Origin of the sequence: Pseudomonas sp. W2Oct36, assembly GCF_041060465.1 — a bacterium.
Taxonomy (GTDB): Bacteria; Pseudomonadota; Gammaproteobacteria; order Pseudomonadales; family Pseudomonadaceae; genus Aquipseudomonas; species Aquipseudomonas graminis_B.
Genome location: NZ_JAUERW010000003.1, coordinates 176091 through 201228, shown reverse-complemented (window position 1 = coordinate 201228; position 25138 = coordinate 176091). Strand labels below are relative to the sequence as shown.

Genomic DNA, 25138 nt, shown 5'->3' with positions numbered 1-25138 from the left:
GTGGCGACTGTACGAGCGTCATTGCGCATGAGTCCCCGCACATTCGGCGGACTCAGGCGCAGAAAAAAGGCTCGCAGCAATAGGCAACAACCATGAATTACCTCGCACACCTGCACCTCGGCGGGCAGACGCCGGCCCAATTGCTGGGCAGCCTGTACGGCGACTTCGTAAAAGGCCTGCTGCCGGGGCGCTTCTCGGCAGACATCGAAAGCGCGATTCGTCTGCACCGGCGAATCGATGCATTCACTGATTCGCACCCGCTTATCAAGCAGGCACTGGGGCGTTTTCCCGATGGCCGTCGTCGCTATGCAGGGATCGCGCTGGATGTGTTCTTCGACCATTGCCTGGCGCGGGACTGGCACCTGTATTCCGACGAGCCGCTGGATACCTTCACCGGAAAGGTTTACCGCGTGCTGGCCGATGAGCCCGCGTTGCCAGAGCGTCTCGCGTTGATTGCGCCGCGCATGGCGGCGCAGGACTGGCTGGGTTCGTACCGTGAATTTTCGGTGGTGGGTGATGCGCTGGCTGGCATCTCGCGTCGCCTGACACGGCCGGAAGGCCTGGCCGGGGTCAACCAAGAGTTGCACGCGCTGTACCGACCACTGAGTGACGATTTCAGCGCGTTTTATCCTGAACTTCAGGCGTTTGCTCAGGCGGCCTTGGCGGCGGAACGTACCATCACCGGTTGAACCGCCTCACCGAACAGCGCGACCTGTACCGCCTGCTGCGCTTCGAACGCCAGCGCTGCGCGTTCTTTCCCCTGGGAAGCGATTGGCGAGAGCAACTGGATATGCACCTCGCTCACCTCATTGGCAAACAGACGACGCAAGTGCGAGAGCAGGTCGTCGTCGCCAATGAACGGCGCAATCTGATCCGGCTGGCCGTCCCGCACGTATTGAATGGCAACAGGCTGTACCGGCACGCCGGTTTCAATGGCGCTGGACAGCAGGCGGCCGTGGAAGGTACGCAAGCTGCGACCGTCGGTGGTGGTACCCTCGGGGAAGATCACCAGCGAATGCCTGCCCAGCAAGTGCTGGCCCATCTGCTTCTGAATCAGCTTGCTGTCGCCCGAGCCCCGGCGAATGAACAATGTGCCGGCTTTCAAGGCCAGCCAGCCCGCCACCGGCCAGGTGCGCACTTCGGCCTTGGACAGGAACGACAGCGGCGCCAGCATGCCCAGCAGCGGGATGTCAGTCCACGACACGTGATTGCTCACCCACAACATCGGCTCGCTCGGCAACTTGCCGCTGACGGTCACACGAAACGGCAGCGCGGCACTCAGGCGCGCCATGAACCAGGCGGTCCAGCGCTGGCGACGGGCCATGGAATTGCCGATGCGCAGGCGTTCCATCAGGGCAAAGGTGCCGGCGATGCTCAAGCCCAGCGCAATCACCCAGAGCACCCGCACCACGCGCGCATGACTGCGCCAGGTGCTCATCACACCGCTGCCTTGAAGTGGCGAGCATAGCGTGGGCACAGCTCGTCGCGCTTGAGCAGGATGAAGACGTCGGCGACCTGGAAATCTTCGTCCCAGCACGGCTCGCCACAGATCTTCGCGCCCAGGCGCATGTAAGCCTTGAGCAGGGGCGGCATCTCGCAGATCACGTTGTTGGGCAGGTCCAGCGTCGGCAGGGGATTCTTCGGTTCGGCGCGCAGGTGTTCGTTGCACAGATAACGTTCGCGCAGGCGTTGCATGATCGCGTGGGCCTGAATGCCGCCGTCCTGCATCGGAATGCTCGCGCAGCCCATCAGGTAGCTGTAGCCGCCTTCGTTGAGGATCTCGGCCAGTTCGCTCCACAACACGGCGATGGTGCCGCCGTTGCGGTAGGACGGATCAACGCAGGTCCGGCCCAACTCCAGGATTGGGCCCTGCAAATGCCGCAGGCCGTGCAGGCTGAATTCTTCTTCGCTGTAGAATTTGCCCAGGGTGCTGGCGGCCTTGTGGTCCAGCAAGCGGGTGGTGGCGACCAGACGACCGCTGCTCAGATCGCGCACGCCGATGTGCATGCAGTGAACGTCGTAATCATCGATATCCAGGCCCAGCTCGGCGCCCTTGAGCCTGGCGTTGAATTCGCCACTGAACACACTGAAGCGCAACGCCTGTGCTTCCTGCAGGGCCTTCTCACCGACCAGGCGTTCAGCCTGCAGGCGACGTTCGGTTCGGGTGTCTCGAATGCTGGCGATCTGAGTCATGCGGCGTCTCCGTAATCCCGCCTTCGTCCAGGCGGGTCGACTGATTGTTCGAGCATTGCTGTACGAATTCAGGCTAGGGAGGGGCCGTGTCACGACCATTAAGCTTTGGTGATGGTTGCGTGACAGGGGTTTGCGTTCAATGGGCTGTCATCATTGCCTGCTAGGTTGCCTGCATCCGAGCCCGAGTCCCCTCCATGACCCGTCTGCTGTTCACCCTTGCACTGTTCCTCATCAGCTGTTCAGCCGCAGCCGAAACCTGGCCGACGCCGGATTGGCCCGAGCGCCTGCTCAGTCAAAACGCTGCCATTACTGCCCTCGATGCTTACGCCTTCCCGACCCGCGACGAGGTCGAACGCAAGGGCGTGCGCACAGACGCGCTGCTGATCATTCACGACGGCGAAGTGGTGTATGAACGCTATGGCGGCGTGACCCGTGCAGACACCCCGCACCTGACCTGGTCGATCAGCAAAAGCATTCTGGCGAGCGTGCTGGGCGTCGCGTTTGGTGAAGGCCGTTTCAAGCTTGAAGACCCCGTCGCCAGGTTCTACCCGCCATTCAGCGCGCATCCCGATATCAAACTTCAGGACCTGCTGCACTGGGCTTCGGGGCTCGACTGGCAGGAAGATTATGAATACGCGCCGCTCAACTCGTCGGTCGTCGCGATGCTCTATACCCGAGGGCGGGGCGATATGGCGCGATACATCGCTGAGCACGGCACCGCCAGTGCGCCGGGCACTTCATACCGCTATTCCAGCGGCGACAGCACCGTCCTCGCCGCTGCGCTGAAAGGCATGGTGGGTGAACGCGCCTACGCCGATTACCCCTGGACAGCCTTGTTCGACCCGCTGGGCATCACCAGCGCCACATGGGAGCGCGACGCCACCGGCACTTTTGTCGGGTCGTCCTACGCGTACATGACGGCCCGTGACCTTGCACGCATCGGCCTGCTGATGGAACGCGGCGGGCGCTGGCAAGACCGCCAGTTGCTGCCCGAGGCCTGGGTTGATTTCAACCTGACGCCGTTCAAATCCCTTACCCCGACCCCGGCCGATGAAGCCCCCGGCGGTCACTGGTGGCTGAACAAGACCGCCGACGGCAACCTCGGTCCGTGGCCCGACGCACCTCCCGACACCTTCGCCGCACTCGGCCATTGGGGGCAGGCGCTGTACCTGATCCCCAGCGCAGGACTGGTGATCGTTCGCTACGCCGACGATCGCGACGGCAGCTATGACCACAATCAGTTGCTCAAGCTGGCGCTGAACGCTTTGGCCGGGGAGGGTGGCAAATGATCGCTCGCAAAGCATTTATCCGACGCCGCCCGTTCAGCAGTCTCGGCCTATTGGTGCTGCTGATCATTGCCGGCCTGATCTGGAACTGGCGCGTTCAGCTGCAGGTATTCCCCAGCATCATCAGCGCCTACACCGCCAAGGAATACTGCTCGTGCCGCTTCGTCATGGATAACCCTGCAGACTATTGCCGCCGCTACGTGAAGCAGTGGCTGCCGAGCACCCTCGACGAAGACGCGCTGAACAAGCGCATCACTGCGACAGGGCTGGGCCGCGAGAGCGCAGCGCAGTGGGAGGGCCCGCGCCAGGGCTGCCGTTTGTCGCCGCCGGTGCCGTAGAACGTTGAAGTTTGCGTGCGGTCAGACAGCCGGATAGGGTTGCGCATCGCACCCTCTGGAGTCCGCATGTCCCTTCGCTTTCCTTCCTCTCTTGCCTGTGCGGCAAACACCCTGGATGCCTGCGCTTCGACCGCCACGGCGAGCCGCCCATGAGAGGCGCGATTTTTCCTTGGCGTGAAGAAAACCAGTTCAACCTGCTGATCGACGGCCCGGCGTTTTTTCCGCGCATGATCGCTGCGATTGAAGGCGCGCAGCAGCAAATCGAGCTTGAACTGTATCTGGTGGAAGCCGGGGCCTGCGCCGAGGCGATCGTGCAGGCGCTGGTCGGTGCGGCGAATCGCGGGGTCATCGTGAGGTGTCTGTTCGATGGTTTCGGCGCCGCGGCGTTCACGATCAGTCTGCGCAAGCGCCTGACCGACGCTGGCGTGATTCTGCGTTTCTATAATCCCGTCCATTGGCGGCGTGGCTTTCGAAACCTCTACCGCGACCACCGCAAACTGCTGCTGGTCGACAAAGAGCTGGCGGTGGTGGGCGGGACGGGTGTCACCGACGAGTTCTGGCGCCCGGACCTGAACAGCAGCGAGTGGCATGAGGTGATGGTCGAGATTCGCGGGCCGCTGGTGATCGACTGGCAGGCGTTGTTCGACCGCCAGTTCCACGCCAACCCTCGGCGGCGAGCATGGCGGCCTGCGGAAAACTTCGGTCTGCCGCGTCTGCCCAAGGCACCCGTCAGCGGGAATGGGCTGGGTCGTGTGGCCTATGCCGATTCCCGTCAGCACCGGGATATCGTGCAGTCACTGGTGCGTGCACTGAACACCAGCAAGACGCGCATCTGGCTGGCCACCCCGTATTTTCTGCCGACCTGGAAAGTTCGCCGTGCCTTGCGCCGAGCGGCCTCTCGGGGCGTCGATGTGCGCCTGCTGCTCACCGGTCCGCGCACCGATCACCCTTCGGTTCGCTACGCTGGCCACCGTTATTACCCGCGCTTGCTCAAGGCCGGGGTGCAAATCTTCGAATACCAGCCGTGCTTCCTGCACTTGAAAATGGTGCTGATCGACGACTGGGTCAGCGTCGGCTCATGCAACTTCGATCACTGGAACCTGCGCTTCAACCTGGAAGCCAACCTCGAAGCGATCGACCCCGCGCTGACCCGTGCCGTGGCCGCCAGCTTCACCCAGGATTTTGCCGTGAGCAGTGAAATCACCCTGGACGGCTGGAAATCCAGACCGCTGTGGCGACGGGTTCAGGAGCGCGTATGGGGATGGCTGGATCGGCTGGTGGTGAACGTGCTGGATCGGCGGGGGTAAACGCCTCCGCAACCATCGCCCACAAAAAAGCCCGACACGCAGGTCGGGCTTTTTCGTTTTAGCGATTGAAACGCTTACTGCACTTCCACCGCCAGGCTTTCACTGATCTTCTTCTGCCAGATGGCGGGGCCGGTGATGTGAACCGACTCGCCCTTGCTGTCGACGGCAACCGTGACGGGCATGTCCTTGACTTCGAACTCGTAGATCGCTTCCATGCCCAGCTCCGGGAACGCCAGCACTTGCGACTTCTTGATCGCCTGAGCGACCAGATAAGCGGCGCCGCCAACGGCCATCAGGTAAACCGCTTTGTTGTCCTTGATCGCCTCGATGGCGGTCGGGCCGCGCTCGGATTTGCCGATCATGCCCAACAGGCCGGTCTGCTCAAGGATCTGGCGGGTGAACTTGTCCATCCGCGTCGCGGTGGTCGGCCCGGCAGGCCCCACCACTTCGTCACCGACCGGATCAACCGGGCCGACGTAATAGATGAAGCGGCCCTTCAGGTCTACCGGCAGGGTTTCGCCCTTGTTCAGCATCTCGACCATGCGCTTGTGCGCAGCATCGCGACCGGTGAGCATTTTGCCGTTGAGCAGGACGGTTTCGCCCGGCTTCCAGCTCTGCACGTCTTCCGGCGTCAGCGTGTCGAGGTTGACACGGCGCGCCGACGGGCCGGCTTCCCAGACGATCTCCGGGTAGGCGTCCAGCGGTGGCGCTTCCAGCGAAGTCGGGCCGGAGCCGTCGAGGACGAAGTGGGCGTGGCGGGTGGCGGCGCAGTTGGGGATCATGCAGACCGGCAAGGACGCTGCGTGGGTCGGGTAATCCATTATCTTGACGTCGAGCACGGTGGTCAGACCGCCGAGGCCCTGGGCGCCGATGCCCAGCTGGTTGACCTTCTCGAACAGCTCCAGACGCATTTCTTCCAGACGGTTCGACGGGCCGCGCGCCTTGAGCTCGTGGATGTCGATGGATTCCATCAAGACTTCCTTGGCCATGACCGCCGCTTTCTCGGCCGTACCGCCGATGCCGATGCCGAGCATGCCGGGTGGGCACCAGCCAGCGCCCATGGTCGGCACGGTTTTCAGCACCCAGTCGACGATGGAGTCGGACGGGTTGAGCATCGCCATCTTCGATTTGTTTTCCGAACCGCCGCCCTTGGCCGCCACGTCCACTTCCACGGTATTACCCGGAACGATGGAGTAGTGAATGACCGCAGGTGTGTTGTCCTTGGTGTTCTTGCGGGCGCCGGCCGGATCGGCGAGGATCGAGGCGCGCAGGACATTTTCCGGCAGGTTGTAGGCGCGACGCACGCCTTCGTTGATCATGTCGTCCAGGCCCATGGTCGCGCCATCCCAGCGCACGTCCATGCCGACGCGGACGAACACGGTCACAATGCCGGTGTCCTGGCAGATTGGCCGGTGACCGGTGGCGCACATGCGCGAATTGATCAGAATCTGGGCCATGGAGTCGCGTGCGGCGGGCGACTCTTCTCGCAGGTAGGCCTCGTGCATGGCCTGGATGAAATCAACGGGGTGGTAGTAAGAAATGAACTGCAAGGCGTCAGCGACACTCTGGATCAGGTCATCTTGCTTGATCACGGTCATTGGGCGCGCTCCTCTGATTTGGCGGGAACATTCGAATTGCGGGTGGCGACGGGACCGCTTGGGCCGGATGAAAGCATCTTGATCAGGCGTCAGACAGCCGGGCAACACCTCGGCAGGCCGGGGTAAAAAAGGCGCGGCAGTATAACCCGAGGTCAAATAAGGTACATCTGCCGAGCGCCAATCAATGGTCGAACATCGTACAACGTATAGACCGAAACACCGGTGAAACAGATTGCTACGGCCGTCTGGAACACAGGAATTTGAATAGTCATTTTTTTGCGCAAGCACTACAGTGGCAAGCTGCCTGCATTACCGCGCACGGCGCAGGATTGCTTCGATCTGGTGCCTGAAAAGTATCACAGGTCATCTTGCCGGTACGGGACGGACCCTTAATACCCATGATGAGTCAACGAGTGAATGCCCAAACTATCCAGCGCTTGCTGCTGAAACGTTTCGCGCTCGCTACCGGCACCTACGTGCTGGGGCTGATGCTCGTATGGATGGCGTATTTTACCGGCTACTATCACGCCACCTTCTTCGGGATCTGGTGCACCAGTGTGCTGGTGCTCTTCTGTCAGGCCGCGTTGAGCCTGGTGTTTTTCGGTGGCTACAACCGACGCTTCAAAGACCCCAGCCTGACCGAGTTTCAGGTGTTGCTGGGGCTGGGCTGGCAGACGTTTCTGATTAGCCATACGGAAGCCTCCCGCGGCACCTTTCTGCTCGTTTACGTGCTGGTGCTGATGTTCGGATTGTTTCATCTGCGCCCCAGTATTTTCGCGCGCTGCGCCCTGTTTGCCTTGCTGGGGTTCGCCGGCGTCAACCTGTGGGACGCCAGCCGCGGACGCCTCGCCGATCCGGGGCTGGCGGTGATTCAGACCTGCGCGCTGTTCATCGTTTTCTCCTGGCTGTGCCTGTTCGCGCGCTTCGTGCAGAACTCGCGCAATCGCATGCACCAGCGCCGCATCACCTTGCAGGCGCACCAGGAAACCCTGCGCGGCATGATGCTCCAGCTCGAAGAGCTGGCGTCCACCGACGAACTCACCAACCTCTACAACCGCCGTCACTTCCTGCGCATAGCGACCCGCGAACTTGAGCTCATGGACGGCAATTACACCGCCGGGCTGGCGCTCATCGACCTGGATCACTTCAAGCGGGTCAATGATATCCATGGTCACGCGGCGGGGGATCGGGTGCTGCAGGTGTTCGGCAAAACCGCTGCCCAGTGCCTTCGCTCCGACGACATCCTCGCGCGTTATGGCGGTGAAGAATTCGTGTTGCTTATCCCTCGCTGCACCCGTGCGCAGCTGGTCGATTGCTGCGAACGTATCCGGCTGGCGTTTACCCGGGTCACGCTGCCGGAGTTTCCTGAACTGGACCTGAGCCTGTCCATCGGCATGGCCGTCATTGAGCGTGGCGACCACATGGACCGCGCACTGCAACGCGCCGACCAGTCGCTGTATCGCGCCAAGCACGAGGGCCGCAACCGTTGCCACGGCGCCTGGGATTACGCCGATGCCTGAGTTGCGTGTGGGGGACCGGCAATGGTCGGTGGCGCCTGCGGCGAATTTGCTCGACGCGCTTAACGACGCCGGGTTGTCCGTCCCCTACAGTTGCCGCGCCGGCAGTTGCCACACGTGCATGGTGCGTTGCGTCAGTGGCGATCCGCTGGACGCCGCGCCCGATGCGCTGGAGGCCGATAAGCGCGCCCAGGGCTGGCGGTTGTCGTGCCAGTGCCGGGTGACGAGCGATCTGACCGTTGAGATCTTCGATCCCTTGCGCGATGGCTTGCCGGCAACCGTCGTCGGGGCTGACTGGCTCAGGGCATCGGTGCTGCGCTTGCGACTGAACCCCGAACGTCCGTTGCGCTATCGTGCCGGACAGCATCTGGTGCTGTGGACCGAGAGCGGCGTAGCACGGCCATACTCGTTGGCGAGTGTGCCGGGGAACGATCCCTTTCTGGAGTTTCACATCGACTGCCAGCGCCCGGGCGCTTTCGTTGATGTCGCCCGTAGGCTGCAACCGGGCAATCCTGTCCGTCTCGGCGAACTTCAAGGCGGCGCGTTGCATTACGACCCTGACTGGCAGGATCGGCCGTTATGGCTGCTGGCGGCGGGGACCGGATTGGCACCGTTGTGGGGTGTGCTGCACGAGGCGTTGCGGCAGCACCATCAGGGTGAAATTCGCCTGATGCATCTGGCGCGCGAACCTCGGGAGCATTACTTGGCAGGGCCTCTGGGCGAGCTGGCGATCCAGCATCCGAACCTGCGCGTGGAGCTGATCAATCAGGAAAACTTTGCGGCCGAGCTGAGTGGGTTGCGCGTGACGTCTCGTCAGACCATTGCGCTGGTCTGCGGGTCGCCCGCCAGCGTCGAGGCGTTTTCGAAGCGGCTCTTCATCGCAGGACTGCCGCGCAGTCAGTTGCTGGCGGACGTATTTGTGGAGAAGGGCTGACAGTCCGCCAATCGTTTTCTGGCTCCCCACACACCCTCAGGCAAGAATACGCGTGACGAAGCTGCCGCCGGCTATAAGTATCTTTTCATCCACGGCTTTTACGTCGTACGGCGTCGGAGACTCGGGTATGCCGGGGTAGTCGAGGCGTACCCAGCCTGAATCGGACCCGAATGCAGGATCAATAGAGCCATCTGTGTTGTAGCGCGCGATGATGACGTAGCGCGGGTCAGACGTATGGCCCGCAGCGACGAGTTTGTCTCCGTCGTATGCTGCGCTAAGCCACTCGAATACATCGGGGACTTTGTCGGGTCTAAACGACGGATCAATGCTGCCGTCACCCACAAGACCTATAAGCCGGGCATTGCCTGCGGCATCCCGACCAAAAATGATCAGATTCCCCACTTCGGTTTCAATACAGCCGTTCAGGATATAACCGGCATATTGGTCCGATTGAAGTTCTACGACGCCGCTTCCGTCCTTTCCAAACTCATTATCCAGCGTGCCAGTCGCGTTGTACCGAACCAAAAATGGATAGAAGGCGCCGGATTCACTTCTATGCTCGCCGACGGCGAGGAGTTTCCCCGATGCCAGGATTAATAACGCACTCAGTGAGCTAGAGCCCAGCGCCTCTGGGTAAGTCACGTAACCCACTCCATTGAAGGAAGTGTCCAGTTTGCCAGTGTCATCAACCTGGTAAATAACGGTCTTTCTTTCGTTGACGTACCACCAACCCACTATGAGCTTGCCGGAGGGCGTTAGTCCCGTTGATCCGGTTGGCATTGTCGTCGCGAGTGACTGCCGCTGGCTCTCGACATTCGGCAGGCGGTCATGAGCCGGCAGGTGGTCACTGCCGAGGGTCCCGGGATAAGCAAGCTGCAGGATGCCACCTTGTCCATAATTTAGGTCGAGGATGCCGCCCTCTTCGTATCGGGTTGCACAGGGGATATACCCACCGCCGGGGGTCGAGGTGTTCACCACAATGACTGTCTTACTGGATTCGACGTCGAAGGCACTCACACCCATCGATATCTGCTCAAGTAGTATTTGGCCCTGAATGATGCCGTTATTTCCGAACGTGACATCAACGTTGCCGTCTTTCAGCAAGCGCGTGACGAGAAAATGCCCGTCTTGCTCGGAGGCGCCGACCACCAGAGCATCCGCGCCAGGCTTCCACATCACATTACCTGCATACCTCATGGTCGGAGGTAAGTGTGCGAGCCCACCGGTACCGAAGGTCAGGTCCGGTTTTCCACTGACGATAGTTTCCTTGTTCATGTGATTTCCCTTCCGATGGTCATCTGAACTGTTAACTGTAGACCTGCGTTTTTACCGGAGCTACTGACATAAATGACAGTGGGAATGCGTGCCTGAACTGGATACTGCTTTGGCTAGTACCGGGTCGGTCTGTTCCACACGGCAGTCAGCATGTTGGGCGCCGTGCGGACATAAAAAAGCCCCGCACTCTCACGAGGCGGGGCTTTTTCGTGTTGCGGTGTCGCTTAAACCATTGGGTCGCCGACGTGAAGGATCTTCATGCCGTTAGTGCCGCCGATGGTGTGATAGCTGTCGCCCTTGGTCAGGATGACCCAGTCGCCTTGCTCAACCAGACCGCGCTTGACCAGTTCGTCCACAGCCGACTGGCTGACCTGACCAGGCGGCAGTGCGGCCGGGTCGAACGGAATGGTGTAGACGCCACGGAACATCGCCGCGCGCGCCTGGGTGCCGCGGTGCGGGGAGAACGCGTAGATCGGCACCGAGGAGCGAATGCGCGACATGATCAGCGGGGTATAGCCGCTTTCAGTCAGCGCAATGATCGCTTTCACGCCAGGGAAGTGGTTGGCGGTGTACATGGCGGCCAGCGCGATGCTTTCGTCACAACGGGTGAACGAGTGACCGACGCGGTGGCTGGAGGTCTTGCCGGTCGGATGACGTTCAGCGCCGACGCAGATACGCGCCATCGCTTCAACGGCTTCCACAGGGTATGAGCCCGCGGCACTTTCAGCGGACAGCATCACGGCGTCGGTGTAGTCGAGCACGGCGTTGGCCACGTCGGACACTTCAGCGCGGGTTGGCATGGGGCTGGAAATCATCGATTCCATCATCTGCGTGGCAACGATCACCGCCTTGTTGTGGCGACGCGCGTGCAGGATGATTTTCTTCTGGACGCCCACCAGCTCGGCGTCGCCGATTTCCACGCCCAGGTCGCCACGGGCAACCATGACCGCGTCACTGGCGCGGATCAGGGCATCGAGGGTGTCGTCGTCGGCAACGGCTTCGGCGCGTTCGATCTTCGCCACCAGCCAGGCCGTGCCGCCGGATTCGTCACGCAGCTTGCGCGCGTATTCCATGTCGGCCGCGTCACGCGGGAACGAAACGGCCAGGTAATCCAGGTCCATTTCGGCAGCGAGTTTGATGTCCTGCTTGTCTTTCTCGGTCAGCGCCGGTGCCGTGAGGCCGCCGCCGCGACGGTTGATGCCTTTGTGATCCGACAGCGGGCCGCCGATGGTCACGGTGCAATGCAGTGCATCGGCGGTTTGCGTGTCGACGCGCATGACCACGCGCCCATCGTCCAGCAGCAGCTCGTCGCCGACGCCGCAGTCCTTGACCAGATCGGGGTAATCGATACCGACGATGTCCTGGTTGCCTTCGGTCAGAGGATGGCTGGTGGAGAAGATGAACTTGTCACCTACCTTCAGCTCGATCTTCTTGTTGACGAATTTGGCGATGCGGATTTTCGGGCCTTGAAGGTCACCCAGCAACGCGACGAACCGACCGTTCTTGGCGGCGATGTCGCGGATCAGCTTCGCGCGAGCCTTGTGCTCGTCGGGCGTGCCGTGGGAGAAGTTAAGGCGGGCGACGTCCAGGCCAGCAAGAATCAGCTTCTCGATGACTTCTGGCGAATTACTGGCAGGGCCCAGTGTGGCTACGATTTTGGTGCGGCGAACGGTCATGCACAAACTCCTTAAATGAAGCGCAGCGAGAGGCTACTACTGTATTGCTCTGTAGTCATTGTTCCTTTGCACTACCTGACCCCCTGATCGCTGGGCAATCGGCAGGCCGGCGGGGCTCAAATCGGCCTTGAAGAAATCCAGGAATACGCCGATACAAGGGCTGAGCACAGGAGACTCTCATGCGAATCGTGATGATATTAGTGGCGCTGCTTGCCTTGGGTGGTTGCACCCGCTGGGCAATGAACAGCCATTTGAACAATGCCAACCGCGCCTACGCCCAGGGCGACTGTGACGCGGTGATGTACAACCTGTCGAAAGTGGACCGGGAGAGCCGTTCGCGTCGCTACGTGCAGCCCGAAGTGTCGATGTTGCGGGGTCAGTGCCTGGAGCGCCAGAAGTTCTACATGGATGCGGTACAGACCTACCAGTACATCATCACCCAGTTCCCGGAAAGCGAATACGCGTTCCGCGCCGAGGCCCGTCTGGACACCCTGCACCAGCTCGGCCATGACAACCTGGCGCCGCCCGCCACACCGCGCCCTGCTTCACGTTAGTTACACCCGAGTGGATGTACGGTAGCGTTTTCGAGTGGATATCGGGAAAACCTGAGCTAGGCTGCGATGGGTAGGGACCTAAGTGTTTTGACGAAGGTGGCAGTGCCACTGATCCGAAAGCGAGCTCGATAGGGGTGTTTGACGCCGATCGGCTATGGGAGTCAGTGACTTTTGCCAGTACCGAGTGAGTCAGATGCCGTGATGGGCTTATCCATTGATGGGTTCTGGCTTTACGGGTCTGGCAGTTCCGTGCAACCGAATCCCAAAGCACTAGCGCGGCCATGCTCAATGGTCATCTCAGGGCGAGTGTCCGCATGCTTAATGAACGACGAATAGAGCGTCACCAACTGCCTTACTACCTGCAAGTGTTTAACCGGTACACCGATAAACCCTTGGGTTGTCTGGGGAACGTGTCAGAGCAGGGCCTGATGCTGATCAGCGATCTGCCCATTCTGGTGGGGGCCGATTTTCAGCTGCGCCTGAAAGTGCCTGACGGCAAGAACGGCCTCTACCACATCGATATCGACGCCAGTTGCCTGTGGTGTCAGGAAGACGAAACCCCGCGCATATTCGATTCCGGCTTCCGTGTGCAAGCGGCGCCGGCGGAATACTTTGTCCTCATTCAGGCCTTGCAGCGCTATTTCAGCTTCTATCCGCTCGAAGCGTCCGCCTGAAGGCCGGCGCCCTACAGCGCGCCGGCTTTTTTCCAGCTCATGTATCGGCTTACCAACTCTGGCCCCAGCTCACTGGGGCGCACATCCAGCACAGGGATGCCATGGGCGATCAAACGCTCATGCAGCCCGCTGCGTGCGTTGAGCAGGTCGACCGTTCCGCAATAGTCCACGGTCTGTTGCCAGGTGTGCACCGGCGCTTGACGAAGATCGTCGAGCACGGCCTCGCGCAGACTGGCAATCAGCACCCGGTGATGGCGACTCAGCTGTTTGACCGCTTCGAGTAATTGCTCGTCATCCTCGTCCCGCAGGTTGGTGATCAACACCACCAACGCCCGTCGCTTCTGCCGCGCGAGGAGGGCTCGCATCGCCACCGCATAATCGGCGGGGCGCTGGGTCGCGTTGACGTTGTAGAGGTGATTCAACAGCACGTTCAGCTGCCCCGCGCCTTTGACGGGTGGCAAATGCCGGTCCTGATCGCCCGCGAAGGTTGAAAGACCGACCGCGTCGCCCTGACGCAAGGCCACATAGCTCAACAGCAGGCAGGCGTTCAGCCCATGGTCGAAATGCGTCAACTCGCCGTCCTGGCTGCGCATGCGTCGGCCACAGTCGAGCATGAACAGGATTTGCTGATCGCGCTCATCCTGATATTCCCGGGCAATGGGCGCGCGATGCCGGGCCGTGGCTTTCCAGTCGATCTGGCGCAGGCTGTCGCCTTCACGAAATTCGCGCAGCTGATGAAACTCCAGGCCCAGTCCCCGACGCGGTTGCTGGCGGATGCCGATCTGCCTGAGCCAGTTCTCGACGCCCAGCAACTGCCCGTTCTGCAGCCGGGCGTAATCAGGGTACACCCGGACGGCGTCATGGCTGGGCACATACCGCCGGGATGACCACAGGCGCAACGGGCTGCGCATGAGGATTTCGGTCCGTTCGAAAGTGAAATCCCCCCGGCTGGCCGGCCGCAGCCGATAGGTCAGCTGGGCCGTGCGCTGGGGCCGCAGCACGACGACCTGGGGCAGATTGTCGGTTTCGTAGCGGGCGTCCGGCTCGGAGGGGCCGTGATCAAAGAGGGTCATATGCAGCGCGCGGGGCGAATCGTGTTCCAGCTCGACCCGCACCTCGCTCCAGCGTCCCATCCCAAGGCTGCCGGTCAAATGCCGCTTGACCCGAGGGGAGGGCAAGCGCCACAGCCATGCTGCATCCAGTCCTGCCACGGCAGCCATTCCCCACAGCAGGGTCCAGAAAAAGCCATCCAGCCGTGCAACGGGGCCTCGACCCAATGCCTGCAAAATGCCGAGTAGCACCGACACGCCGAGCAGAACGGCCAGCCACCAGAGCATGCGGGTCGAAGGCTTGAGCAGTTGTTTCATCGGCGCGGCGCCGCCACCTGATCCAGCAATTGCTTGAGCACGTGATCCACCGACAACCCTTCGATGTCCAGCTCCGGGGCCAGCCTGACCCTGTGCCTCAGCACCGCCAGCGCACAACCTTTGACATCGTCGGGTACGACGAACTCGCCGCCACGCAACAGTGCACGCGCGCGGGCTCCCCGAATCAAAGCAATGGATGCTCGCGGCCCCGCGCCGAGTGTCAGGCCCGGCCACGTACGGGTGGCGCGGGCCAGCCGTACGGCGTAATCGAGGACCTGTTCATCCACCGGCAGATCGCCGGCGATGCGTTGCAGCGCCAGCACATCTTTCGCCTGCATCAAGGTGCGCAGGGGCTGGATGTCGAGCATGTCGGAGCGCGTCGAACGGGTCACCTGGCGGACCATCTCCAGCTCCTGATCAGCTTGGGGATAATCCATACGCACTTTGAGCATGAAGCGGTCGAGTTCGGCTTCAGGCAGCGGATAAGTACCTTCCTGCTCGATCGGGTTCTGCGTCGCGAGCACCATGAACGGTTGCGGCACCGGCAGGGCGCGGCCTTCCAGCGTGACCTGACGTTCCTGCATCGCCTCAAGCAGCGCGGCCTGAGTCTTCGCCGGTGCGCGGTTGATCTCGTCTGCCAGCAGCAGATGGGTGAACAGCGGCCCTTTGCGCAGCTTGAACTGCTCGCTCTGCATGTCATAAACGGCATGGCCGGTGACGTCGCTGGGCATCAGGTCAGGGGTGAACTGAATGCGCGCGAACTCGCCGCCGAAACACCGGGCCAGCGCCCGTACCAGCAACGTCTTGCCCAGCCCGGGAACGCCTTCAAGCAACACATGGCCGCCGCCGATCAGTGCAGTCAGTACATCATCGATCACGGCGTCCTGGCCGATCACCGCTTTTTGCAACTCGTGCCGCACCGCCTGCGCCAGATGAATCGCGCGCTGGCGCTGCTGCGCCGGATTGCTGCCCGAGGGGGTGGCTGGCTCGATGTGCTTGTGGTCCACGGCCCCGTGTTCTGGAGTGGGGAGGTGATTGGCGGCGTGGCCTGGCTCGGTCGGTTGATCGCTCCCATGCTCAGGCGTTTTGCTAACGTTGAGGTCCGTTTTATCGTCCATAAATCGAGCGCTTACCTCATTTGAATTTGCGGGGGATTATGTCGGGGCGTCTTGAGCGAGCTGCATGGCTCGCCGCATCTTGTGAATATATGGAGACTCAAAGGTCGACAGCGATGCCGTGTCGAAGCTTGGTCGAACAGAGCCGGAGCCATGTTTGTCCGATCTTGAGTCGATGTCCAGAACCCTCAAGCGATTCGCTCGGGTCCTGTTAAACAACCGGGTCGAGATTGGCGGCCCCACTTGGGCTAGAATCACGACGAACCTCCTTACCAAATGAAACTGAATGCCGGAGAACGCCATGGCTCAGGTCGAATTAAACACATTGTCCGAAGAAGACATGTTGAATCTTGAGGACAAAATCCCCGTATTGGCTGCAAGCGCGACCGTTTCGGCGTATTACCGAGCGTTGTCATCAGGCCTGACTGTCTATCGCATCCAGGGTACGAATATGGTTGAAGCCAAAGCTGACGGCTCGATGCGGGTGATCGCCGAAGCCAAGCCTCGTACCAAAGTCCAGCTCGGCAAAGTGCTTAAGGTTCGCCGGCTGAAAACCAGTGCCTAGGGCACGCTGCTGGGCAGGGCCCAATGGCAGCGGTAAATCCACGATGAAGGGATTTGTCCCGGCGAACCTTCGGTATCTACGTCAACGCGGATGACATCGAACACGAAGTCAAAGAAACCGGTTTTCTGGACCTTTCCAGCTACACAATTCGCACCACCCCCCAGGCATTGCATTCATTTATCGATGAGCACGCGCTGCTCGTCAGATTCAACAGACAGGGCCAGGCAAAGTTAATCGGTCTGAATGGCGATCGCGTTGACTTCACGTTTGTACCCATGGATTCCTACTTCGCGTCGGCGATTGCAGATTTCATTCGACATCAGCTGCTTGAACTCGGCGAAAATTTCACCTTTGAAACGGTGATGTCCAGCCCTGACAAAGTCGAGTTTCTGGAGCTGGCACAGCGCAAGGGCTACCGTACCTACCTCTATTACGTTTCCACTGATTCTGTGGACATCAACATCCAGAGAGTCGCCAACCGAGTTGCAGAAGGTGGTCACAACGTACCTGAAGACAAAATCCGCAAGCGCTACAAGGGCTCGCTTGATTTGCTTCCTGCTGCAGTCGAGGCGACCGATCGTGCTTACATTTTCGATAACTCGGAAGCTGAGGCCGTTTTGCTTGCCGAGGTCACCAACGGCATTGATTTCGAATTTCGGTTCGAGGATTTGCCTGATTGGTTCGTCGAGAATTACGTCAACAAAGTTGTTGGTGCAGTCGAAGACTGATTCGGCATCTCCAGTAGCCAGTGCAGCGTCATGAGACTGTGGGTTCGCCTTCTACCCGTTCAAGGCATTCCTGATGGTTTGCAGGTATGCAACCTGACGGGTGAATTCGCTGCTGGACAGGCGCTGCTCCGGCCGCGGACGCAATGCCTGGCCGATGCTGCTGGTGGACTGACGCGTCATGCGCGCCAGCGTTTGCCATTGTTCGGTGACGGCCAGGGTTTCAAAACCGGGATGCCGTTGCCGGGCGCGGCGCAGGATGTCTTGCTGCAAGGCGCGCAACGCGGCGTGCTGGCCTTCGCGGCGGAGCATGAAGTCGGCGCTTGCCCGCAGGTGCTCGCTGAGCTGACGGCGGCCACGTGACAGGACTGGCAGCATCGGGCCATGGCGCATGGCTGCATGCCACAGCGTTGCGATGAGGCACAGCGTCAGCGTGAGGAGGGCTTGTGGGAAGTATTTCCAGAGCAGACCGAACAGGTTGTCGTGTTCCGTGCGCAGCACCATCGTAACGGTGCTGTCCTGGCTCAGGTACCAGAGCAGCCAGGCATTATCGTATTCGCCGATGGCGTGGGTTTTCCAGAGGTCGGCGTCGGTGACGACGGTGATCAATCCGGAGCCGTACACCATTTGCAGCAGGTGCGTGGCGTCAGCGCTGTTGGCCCATGACTGCGCATGATCCTCGGGGTCATCCAGGTGGAAGGCCGGGTCGAAGCTCATGTAGGCCGGATCGCTTTCATTTTGCAGGAATAGCCGGGTCAACTCGGGCCACGGCGTTTCGGGGCCTTGAATGTCCGGAGTGCTCAGCGGGATGACCGGCTTGAGCTGTTCGCGCTGACGTTCGCGGTCCTGCTCTTGCAGATCCAGGGTGAGAAATTGATGAATCTGCAATTGATCCAGCAACAGGTCGCCGCTGCTCCCCTTGGTCGGGTCCCACAGTTGTTCCGCAACAAACAGAAGCCGGCCTCCCGAACGGGTCCAGGCCAGCAAGCGCTGGACCTCGGACGGCGTCATCTTGTCGCGGAAATCCAGCAGCATGAGCGTCTGCGGCTGGTCCTGGATATCCGGGAGAGTGGCGAGCGTTTCGACCGTCTTCACCAGAATGTTCCGCTGACGCAGGAACGTCTGAGCGGCGAGGTAAGGGTTGGCCAGCGCCTCGGGAGAAGGGCCCTGATCGACGGTTTCCTGGTAACGCTCGAGCCGCTTCAGTACGGGCACACTGGCGATGGCAATGCTTGCCAGCATCAGCGTGGCGACCAGTCCGATGATCCAGCGCCGGCTCATGCCCCTGGCCCTTGCGCGAACAACTTCCGCCAGTCTGCACACAACGTCTGCCGTGCCTGATCCGGCGGCATCTGGTGCCCGTACGCGAGATTCTGCCAGTGGTGCGTCAGCTCATGGCTGAAGTCATCGAGGGAGGGCTGCTTGAGCTCGGCGATCCGCGCCAGTATCTGGACCTCGGTGTCTGCGCTTCTCAGCGGCAGCTGGTAATCCGTCAACAGGCGGCTCAGCAGTGCGCGGTAAAGCAGGCTCAACGCCTCGCGTGGTGACTGCTGCCACAGCCTCTCCGCTGCACCGGCGACATCCGTCGGCAGGCTTTCAGCCCGAACCTGCAGGCCAAAGAGTTGCTGAGGGAGGTCTTGTGGTGCAATTGCCTTGGGCGTGCGTTTACCAACGAAGGTGGCGACCCAGGCCCGATAGCGCCAGATCACCCACGCGACCGTCAGGCCGACGAGCGTCCATAACAGTGCCCCGAATAGCGTTGATAAGGTTTTGCCCACGTTGAGCAGGCCGACGACCAGCCGCGCCAGCCAGGTCAGTGTCTCGGCTGACCTGGCATCATGGCTGGCATCCTGTTTTGGCTGGGCGATGCGCCAGCCGGACACTGGTTTGGGATTTTTAAACGGCGGTTGCTCAAGCACTGAATGGATGGCGTCCTGTGACGCCTGGCTGGTCAGCAACTGATTACGCAGGCGAGGGGAATCCGGCGAGGCCACGTTCTCGTCCGTCTGCGGGTTGTCCAGCGGCGGCAACGGGCAGCTATTGCCCGATTCGCCGGGGATTTCGTCCGCCATTGACGGGTCTGTCATCGACGGGTTTAGCGCCGACTCTGCCAGGGCGGAAGACGGCAGCAACGTCAGTGCAAGGCACCCGCCCAGTAGCAACGCCAGTGCGCTGCCCATAACACGCTGACGCAGCTTGCGGAAACCCAGTTCGATGTCCCACGCCTCCAATGCGGTTCGGCGATTGAGGTACAGCGCGAACCCGCACGACACATACACCGGCCCCCAGACGATAAGGACCAAGGCATAAAACCCGTTGGTCAGATGCTCCAGCCAGTTCCACTCACCCTCGATGTCCAGCAAGCTGCGCCACGACCAGTCCGCCTCAATCTGTGGCGGAATCATGGCGTAGAACAGCACCATCAGGCCGATCCAGAAGATCATTTCAACGGTGCTGCCCAGCGCGGTCAGCAGACGCGCCGCCCGGGAATCCTTCTGTCCAAGCACGGCAATCCGCTGCGCACGCGGCAACCCGTCGAGTCCTTCGAGTTGCTGCACCGGCTGATAAAAGCTGCGGCTGAGGCTCAGACGGCGCCACGTCAGGCTCGCTATCAACTGCGGTTTGAGTGCGGACGGGAAGCTTTTCAGCGCCAGCCTGAGCGAAGGTGCCGAGCCGAAGAGCGCTTGGGACAGAATCAGCAGCGGGAGCCGTTCGTAGGCCGGCTTCAGCCACCAGAACACGAGCACTGCCACCGACGGGTAATCCCACAGCAGCAGGGTAATCAGTGCGAAGACCGGCAAGGTGACGATGGCCCAACTGGTCATCAGCAACGCGCGATGCCGCTGCGCCAGAAGAACGCCCAGGTCGATGGCCTCCCAGGGCGTACGTGGGCGTATGACAACGCTGGCGTCAGTCAGGCGCATGGGGCGTGCGTCCGGCAAGCGTCAGGTAGGCGCCCACGAGCAGCCACAAAGAAGCGCCCACCCCATATTTGGCCATCGCTGGTGGCCAGCTCATCGACGACCAGTACGCTTCAATGAATGCGGCGATGAGCAGGAACATCATGACCCCGCCGATCAGTCGTACGCTGGTCCGGGCAGCGCCTTGGAGCGCCTCGCTCCGGCGCAGTTGACCAGGCGCCACCAGCGCCCATCCGAGTTTGAGCCCCGCCGCACCCGCCAGCATGATGCCGGTCAGCTCGAAGGCGCTGTGTCCGACCACGAACGGCCAGAAAGTTGCCCCCATGCCCGCGTCGGTGAGATGGCCTGCAACCGCGCCAATCATCAGCCCGTTGAAGAACAGAAAAAACAGACTGCCGACGCCGAAGAGCAGGCCGCTGGCGAAGGTCTGGAAAGCAATGCCGACGTTGTGCATGACGTAGTAACCGAACATCAGCCAGTCAGTGCTCGATGCGCGCTCGGCCGTCTGCCCGATGCGCCGCGCGGCGGGCTCGTACATCGCGTGCATCTCGGCGACATCGGCCGGGCTGACGACGCTGTAGACCAGATCCGGATAGCCGTAGACCAGCAGCGCCATGAGCGTCAGGCTGCCAAAAAACAGCAGGCCGGCGAGGGCAACCCATCGCCATTCAGCACGCACCAGCCGCGGAAAGTCCGCCAGCACGAAGCTCAGCAACTGCGCAGTGAACTGGCTTCGGTGGCGATACAACTGTTGGTGGCCGCGCATCGCAAGCTGTTGCAGTTGCTCGACCAGATAACTGGCGTACCCACGGTCAATCGCCAGCGCAAGGTGTTGGCAGATCTGACGGTATTCGCGGCTGAAGCCAGCACCGGATTCGCTTTTACGTCGACTCCCTTCCAGCGCCTCAAGACGCGTTGCAAAACGCTGCCAGTCGTCTGCATGGCGTTGTTCGAACAGGCTCTGCTTCATGACGAACCGGCCAGGCTGCGGGCGATGCCGTGTAGTTGCTGGACCGGATAGTGCGGATCTGGCGAGGTAGCCAGCTGCAACGGCTGCGTGACGATGGCGGCGAGCTCCTGAGCCCTCGCCGGAGAAAGTGTGTCGTGACGCTCGGCAAAGGCTTGTATGGCGCGCTGCTCCTCCAGCAAGAGGGGCAGCGGTGGGCTCACCGCAGTGGCCTCTGCCAGTGACGACCGCTGCGGGGGTAAATCCCGATAGATGACCAGCGTGCCGGCCGCCAGATCCCCCAGGCGTTTGAACAACGGGTGCTGCAAACAGGTGAACCCGCCAACGCAGTAGCCGAAGGGCAGCATGTCGACGAAACGCAGCAGGTTGCGCAGCACTGAGGCCGACCAGCCAATCGGCGTGCCGTCATCATGAATGACCCGCAGCCCCATGATCTGTTTCCCCGGCGTGCGCCCCTGGTGCAGCACCTCGAAGAGCACCATATAGCCCCAGGTTCCGAGAAACAGCGCGAGCATGAACAGTCCGGTGCCGAAGTCGCCCAGTGTTCCCAGCACAAAAAACAGGACACCCAGCAATACGCCGCGAATCATCAGGTCGATGCCGAACGCAACGGAGCGGGGCAGTAAACCGGCGGGGCGCAGGATGAGGTCTATGCCCTCGGGCGTTTCCATGCGAACACGGGTGTCCAGCAGGACAAGCGGCGCAGCAATTCCTGGCTCTGCATGGGAAAGGGACATAAAGAAAGGTACGCCGGTGAAAGAGGTTTGATGCTAGCCACGCCGGAGCGGCTAAGCAACCGGATGATTCTGGACACAGTGTGGGAAGGGTCCTGTTACAACTTGCTGCCCACAGACAGCCGACACTTTCGCACAAACTGTGTCGCAGTATCCCAAGCGGTGGTGTGCATCCGCTGGCGTCAGACGCCCAAAGGCATCTGATAAACTCGCCCGGTCTTTTGCTCAGGATCAGCCCGTGACTTCCAGCATCTTCTGGTACGACTACGAAACCACCGGGATCAATCCACGCAACGACCGGCCGCTGCAAGTGGCGGGCATTCGTACGGACGATCAGCTCAACGAGATCGGCGAACCGATCAACCTCTATTGCCAGCCCGGCGATGACATCCTGCCCCATCCGGCCGCGTGTCTGGTGACGGGCATTACGCCTGACCGGCTTGCGGAAAAGGGCCTGTGTGAAGCGGATTTCATGACGCGATTGCACGCAGAGATGTCACTCCCTGGCACCTGCAGCGCGGGATACAACACGTTGCGATTTGACGATGAGATGACCCGCTACAGCCTTTACCGAAACTTCTTCGATCCTTACGCCCGCGAGTGGCAGAGCGGTAACAGCCGCTGGGACCTGATCGACGTGGTCCGCACGGCTTACGCATTACGCCCCGAAGGCATTGTCTGGCCGGAAGAAGAGGGCCGGGTCACGCTGAAACTCGAGCGGCTGACGGCGGCCAACGGGATCGACCATGGTCAGGCCCACGACGCGCTCTCCGACGTCCGCGCGACCATCGCACTGGCGCGCCTGGTTCGCGATAAACAACCCAAACTTTACGATTATCTTTTTGAGTTGCGCTTCAAGCACAAGGTGCAGGATCAGATTCGGTTGATGCAGCCGCTTGTGCATATATCGGGTCGGTTTTCCGCGGCGCGAAGTTATGTGAGCGTTGTACTCCCGCTGGCCTGGCATCCGGTCAACCGAAATGCATTGATTGTCTGTGACCTGTTCCATGACCACAGCCCGCTGCTGGACGAAGACGGCGAGACCTTGCGTCAGCGTCTATATACCCGTCGCGAAGATCTGCTCGAAGGCCAGTTGCCGGTCCCGCTCAAATTGCTGCATGTAAATAAATGCCCGGTCATTGCCCCGCTGAGCGTGCTTCGTGAGGAGGACCGTCAGCGTCTGCAATTGGACATGAGTGTTTATAAAACGCGCGTCGCCGCATTGAATGAAGGGCAGACGATCTGGCAGGACAAGTTGAAAAGCGTGTACGCCAACGACAACTTCGCTGCCAGTGAAGATCCGGAACAGCAGTTATACGATGGCTTCATCAATGACCGGGACCGTCGTCTCTGCGAGCAGGTGCGAACTGCCGAGCCGCAGCAACTGGCTACCGATGTCTGGCCGTTCGATGATCACCGACTGCCCGAGTTGTTATTCCGCTATCGCGCCCGCAACTTTGCTGAAACCCTGAGCGTTGCAGAGCAACAGCGCTGGCTGGCGTTTTGTCAGTTGCGCCTGAGCGACCCTCAGGCCGGCGCGCCGAATACGCTCAAGGCATTCAGCCGTGCGCTGATCGAGCTCTCACTGAAGGCCACGCCCGAGCAACTCAAGGTGCTCGCTCAATGGCAGGAATACTCTCTGATGTTGAAACAGCGTCTGGCGCTTTAAGCCAGGCTGGATTAATGGCAGGCAATAAAAAACGCCAGCATCAGCTGGCGTTTTTTTGGGGTCGGACGTTTCAGTGCGACGACTGACTCTACACCCGGGAATTAACCCAGCAGAGTTGCCCAGCCTTCAACCTCGTCGCCGCCCCACTTGGCTTTCCACTCTTTCAACGTCTTGTGGTTGCCGCCTTTGGTTTCGATGATTTCACCGTTGTGCGGGTTCTTGTATTGCTTGACCTTGCGAGCGCGCTTGGTGCCAACCGGCTTTACAGCAGCGCCACGTGGCGCCTTCATTTTGGACTCTGGATCCAACAGCGCGATGATGTCGCGCAGGGATTTCTGATATTCGCCCATCAACGTGCGCAGTTTGCCTTCGAACTCAAGTTCTTTCTGCAGTTTGTCGTCTTGTTGCAGGTTTTGCAGGCGGGCTTGCAATTCTTTGATGGCTTCTTCTGTTGCGCGGTATTCGTTGATCAATGACATGGGGGTTACCTATGTTGTGATGGGCAAGATGCGATGGGCGCATAATAATCAGAGTGTTTGCGCAAGTAAACATTTAAGAAAAGTTTTATCCGTAGCATTTTGAAATAGCCGCAGACATACGCTCGATTTAGATACACATGTTGCGTTATAGAACGCCCCTCATGGTGCAGTTCCAGCGAAGTATCTGGCGTCGAATTTCCGTCGCCGATGAACCGGTCTGGCACTTATGCATTAACCCCCGCAGGGTGCGCTTTTTTGCCGCCTGAAATGAGCGGCATACGGGTACTGCACAGTCCTCAGGTAATCGCTAGAATGGCGGCCTTTGCGAAGTTCTGGAGTTTTTCACATGCGCACTTTTCGTCTGGTGATTGCTTGCCCGGACCGTGTCGGTATCGTTGCCAAGGTCAGTAACTTTCTGGCCTCGCACAACGGCTGGATTACCGAAGCGAGTCATCACTCTGACAGTCTCAGCGGCTGGTTTTTCATGCGGCATGAAATCCGCGCCGATTCCCTGCCTTTCGACCTCGAAGGTTTCCGCCAAGCCTTTGCGCCTATCGCCGAAGAGTTTTCGATGGACTGGCGGATTACCGATTCCGCGCAGAAAAAACGCGTCGTGCTCATGGCAAGCCGGGAATCCCACTGCCTGGCCGACCTGTTGCACCGCTGGCACAGCGATGAATTGCACTGCGAAATCGCCTGCGTGATTTCCAACCACCAGGACCTGCGGAGCATGGTCGAGTGGCACAACATTCCTTATTACCATGTGCCGGTTGATCCGAAAGACAAAGAGCCGGCGTTCGCCGAAGTCTCGCGTCTGGTCAAACAACACGAAGCCGACGTTGTTGTGCTGGCGCGTTACATGCAGATTCTGCCGCCGCAACTGTGCCGGGAATACGCGCATCAGGTCATCAATATTCACCACAGCTTCCTGCCTTCGTTTGTCGGCGCCAAGCCGTATCACCAAGCGTCGCTGCGCGGCGTGAAACTGATCGGTGCTACTTGCCACTATGTGACTGAAGAACTGGACGCCGGTCCGATTATCGAGCAGGACGTGGTGCGCGTAAGCCATCGCGACAGCATCGAGAACATGGTGCGTTTCGGTCGCGACGTGGAGAAAATGGTGCTCGCTCGCGGGCTGCGCGCGCACTTGGAAGACCGCGTGCTGGTGCATGACAACAAGACAGTGGTCTTTGATTGAGCAGTGTCTAAGCGGTTTGGGGAGCCCGCTGAAGTTTCAGCGGCTC

At 60.6% G+C, this 25138-nt stretch carries 24 protein-coding genes; 12 read left to right on the top strand and 12 right to left on the bottom strand.

Translation table 11 applies throughout. The annotated features are described in order from the left end of the window. Positions 1 to 92: 92 nt before the first annotated feature. The gene (locus tag QWI18_RS06260; RefSeq protein ID WP_369318444.1) at positions 93 to 689 is read left to right on the top strand and encodes an ACP phosphodiesterase; all 597 of its coding nucleotides are present in this window, start codon (positions 93 to 95) and stop codon (positions 687 to 689) included. Here the strand turns inward: QWI18_RS06260 and QWI18_RS06255 are convergent. Both QWI18_RS06255 and olsB read right to left on the bottom strand, forming a co-directional pair. Further along, positions 650 to 1438 (bottom strand): lysophospholipid acyltransferase family protein, encoded by a 789-nt coding sequence (locus tag QWI18_RS06255; protein WP_369318443.1) that lies wholly within the window; start codon positions 1436 to 1438, stop codon positions 650 to 652. The two genes, QWI18_RS06260 and QWI18_RS06255, sit on opposite strands and share 40 nt — an antisense overlap. Continuing rightward, complete coding sequence (gene olsB / locus QWI18_RS06250; RefSeq protein ID WP_192132797.1) at positions 1438 to 2193, bottom strand: L-ornithine N(alpha)-acyltransferase; 756 nt, start codon at positions 2191 to 2193, stop codon at positions 1438 to 1440. Before olsB ends, QWI18_RS06255 begins: the two co-directional genes overlap by 1 nt. A gap of 194 nt (positions 2194 to 2387) precedes the next feature. On the opposite strand from olsB, the gene QWI18_RS06245 reads away from it, so the two are divergent. The 3 genes from QWI18_RS06245 to QWI18_RS06235 all read left to right on the top strand — a co-directional run bounded on the left by QWI18_RS06245 (position 2388) and on the right by QWI18_RS06235 (position 5124). Then, a complete protein-coding gene (locus QWI18_RS06245; protein WP_369318442.1) occupies positions 2388 to 3482 on the top strand; it encodes a serine hydrolase domain-containing protein in 1095 nt (364 codons plus the stop codon). Continuing rightward, a complete protein-coding gene (locus tag QWI18_RS06240; RefSeq protein WP_369318441.1) occupies positions 3479 to 3817 on the top strand; it encodes an amidase in 339 nt (112 codons plus the stop codon). The genes QWI18_RS06245 and QWI18_RS06240 overlap by 4 nt, the downstream gene beginning before the upstream one ends. 149 nt (positions 3818 to 3966) lie before the next feature. Further along, positions 3967 to 5124, top strand: a complete 1158-nt coding sequence (locus QWI18_RS06235; protein ID WP_065992236.1) for a phosphatidylserine/phosphatidylglycerophosphate/cardiolipin synthase family protein — start codon at positions 3967 to 3969, stop codon at positions 5122 to 5124. A gap of 74 nt (positions 5125 to 5198) precedes the next feature. Here the strand turns inward: QWI18_RS06235 and QWI18_RS06230 are convergent, their stop codons facing one another. Then, the gene (locus QWI18_RS06230; RefSeq protein WP_369318440.1) at positions 5199 to 6722 is read right to left on the bottom strand and encodes a fumarate hydratase; all 1524 of its coding nucleotides are present in this window, start codon (positions 6720 to 6722) and stop codon (positions 5199 to 5201) included. Positions 6723 to 7123: 401 nt separating this feature from the next. Between QWI18_RS06230 and QWI18_RS06225 the strand changes: the two genes are divergently transcribed. Both QWI18_RS06225 and QWI18_RS06220 read left to right on the top strand, forming a co-directional pair. Next, complete coding sequence (locus QWI18_RS06225) at positions 7124 to 8242, top strand: GGDEF domain-containing protein (protein WP_065993172.1); 1119 nt, start codon at positions 7124 to 7126, stop codon at positions 8240 to 8242. Beyond that, positions 8235 to 9173, top strand: a complete 939-nt coding sequence (locus tag QWI18_RS06220) for an iron-sulfur-binding ferredoxin reductase (RefSeq protein WP_369318439.1) — start codon at positions 8235 to 8237, stop codon at positions 9171 to 9173. Before QWI18_RS06225 ends, QWI18_RS06220 begins: the two co-directional genes overlap by 8 nt. Before the next feature lie 36 nt (positions 9174 to 9209). Here QWI18_RS06220 and QWI18_RS06215 read toward each other — a convergent pair whose 3' ends face one another. Beyond that, positions 9210 to 10448: a hypothetical protein gene (locus QWI18_RS06215; protein WP_369318438.1), complete on the bottom strand. Its 1239-nt coding sequence runs from the start codon at positions 10446 to 10448 to the stop codon at positions 9210 to 9212. A gap of 224 nt (positions 10449 to 10672) precedes the next feature. Next, a complete protein-coding gene (gene pyk / locus QWI18_RS06210; protein ID WP_296312849.1) occupies positions 10673 to 12124 on the bottom strand; it encodes a pyruvate kinase in 1452 nt (483 codons plus the stop codon). Between the two features lie 179 nt (positions 12125 to 12303). Here pyk and QWI18_RS06205 point away from each other — a divergent pair, with 179 nt between their 5' ends. Continuing rightward, the gene (locus tag QWI18_RS06205; protein WP_369318437.1) at positions 12304 to 12678 is read left to right on the top strand and encodes a tol-pal system YbgF family protein; all 375 of its coding nucleotides are present in this window, start codon (positions 12304 to 12306) and stop codon (positions 12676 to 12678) included. Between the two features lie 314 nt (positions 12679 to 12992). Then, positions 12993 to 13352, top strand: coding sequence for a PilZ domain-containing protein (locus tag QWI18_RS06200; RefSeq protein WP_369318436.1), 360 nt, complete (start codon positions 12993 to 12995; stop codon positions 13350 to 13352). Positions 13353 to 13363: 11 nt separating this feature from the next. Here QWI18_RS06200 and QWI18_RS06195 read toward each other — a convergent pair whose 3' ends face one another. Both QWI18_RS06195 and QWI18_RS06190 read right to left on the bottom strand, forming a co-directional pair. Beyond that, a complete protein-coding gene (locus tag QWI18_RS06195) occupies positions 13364 to 14719 on the bottom strand; it encodes a DUF58 domain-containing protein (protein WP_369318435.1) in 1356 nt (451 codons plus the stop codon). Further along, positions 14716 to 15837 carry an AAA family ATPase gene (locus tag QWI18_RS06190; RefSeq protein ID WP_369318434.1) on the bottom strand — a complete coding sequence of 374 codons (1122 nt, stop codon included), beginning with the start codon at positions 15835 to 15837 and terminating at the stop codon, positions 14716 to 14718. Before QWI18_RS06190 ends, QWI18_RS06195 begins: the two co-directional genes overlap by 4 nt. Positions 15838 to 16135: 298 nt before the next feature. Here QWI18_RS06190 and QWI18_RS06185 point away from each other — a divergent pair, with 298 nt between their 5' ends. Together QWI18_RS06185 and QWI18_RS06180 are read left to right on the top strand one after the other, a co-directional pair. Beyond that, on the top strand, positions 16136 to 16399 hold the full coding sequence (locus QWI18_RS06185) for a hypothetical protein (protein WP_192132812.1): 264 nt from the start codon (positions 16136 to 16138) through the stop codon (positions 16397 to 16399). Positions 16400 to 16452: 53 nt separating this feature from the next. Next, a complete protein-coding gene (locus QWI18_RS06180; RefSeq protein WP_366927118.1) occupies positions 16453 to 17127 on the top strand; it encodes a zeta toxin family protein in 675 nt (224 codons plus the stop codon). 51 nt (positions 17128 to 17178) lie between these two features. Here the strand turns inward: QWI18_RS06180 and QWI18_RS06175 are convergent, their stop codons facing one another. Genes QWI18_RS06175 through QWI18_RS06160 form a run of 4 tightly spaced genes read right to left on the bottom strand, consistent with a single transcriptional unit; the run spans position 17179 to position 21683 of the window. Next, positions 17179 to 18405 carry a DUF4350 domain-containing protein gene (locus QWI18_RS06175; RefSeq protein ID WP_369318433.1) on the bottom strand — a complete coding sequence of 409 codons (1227 nt, stop codon included), beginning with the start codon at positions 18403 to 18405 and terminating at the stop codon, positions 17179 to 17181. Next, complete coding sequence (locus QWI18_RS06170) at positions 18402 to 20048, bottom strand: DUF4129 domain-containing protein (protein ID WP_369318432.1); 1647 nt, start codon at positions 20046 to 20048, stop codon at positions 18402 to 18404. The genes QWI18_RS06175 and QWI18_RS06170 overlap by 4 nt, the downstream gene beginning before the upstream one ends. Further along, the gene (locus QWI18_RS06165; protein ID WP_369318431.1) at positions 20035 to 21015 is read right to left on the bottom strand and encodes a stage II sporulation protein M; all 981 of its coding nucleotides are present in this window, start codon (positions 21013 to 21015) and stop codon (positions 20035 to 20037) included. Before QWI18_RS06165 ends, QWI18_RS06170 begins: the two co-directional genes overlap by 14 nt. Then, positions 21012 to 21683, bottom strand: coding sequence for an RDD family protein (locus tag QWI18_RS06160; protein WP_296307915.1), 672 nt, complete (start codon positions 21681 to 21683; stop codon positions 21012 to 21014). The genes QWI18_RS06165 and QWI18_RS06160 overlap by 4 nt, the downstream gene beginning before the upstream one ends. Positions 21684 to 21984: 301 nt before the next feature. On the opposite strand from QWI18_RS06160, the gene sbcB reads away from it, so the two are divergent. Then, positions 21985 to 23415, top strand: coding sequence for an exodeoxyribonuclease I (gene sbcB, locus QWI18_RS06155; RefSeq protein ID WP_369318430.1), 1431 nt, complete (start codon positions 21985 to 21987; stop codon positions 23413 to 23415). Between the two features lie 101 nt (positions 23416 to 23516). Here the strand turns inward: sbcB and mvaT are convergent, their stop codons facing one another. Then, positions 23517 to 23894, bottom strand: coding sequence for a histone-like nucleoid-structuring protein MvaT (gene mvaT, locus QWI18_RS06150; protein WP_065992265.1), 378 nt, complete (start codon positions 23892 to 23894; stop codon positions 23517 to 23519). A gap of 346 nt (positions 23895 to 24240) precedes the next feature. Here mvaT and purU point away from each other — a divergent pair, with 346 nt between their 5' ends. Then, positions 24241 to 25092, top strand: a complete 852-nt coding sequence (purU, locus tag QWI18_RS06145) for a formyltetrahydrofolate deformylase (RefSeq protein ID WP_369318429.1) — start codon at positions 24241 to 24243, stop codon at positions 25090 to 25092. Positions 25093 to 25138 lie beyond the last annotated feature (46 nt).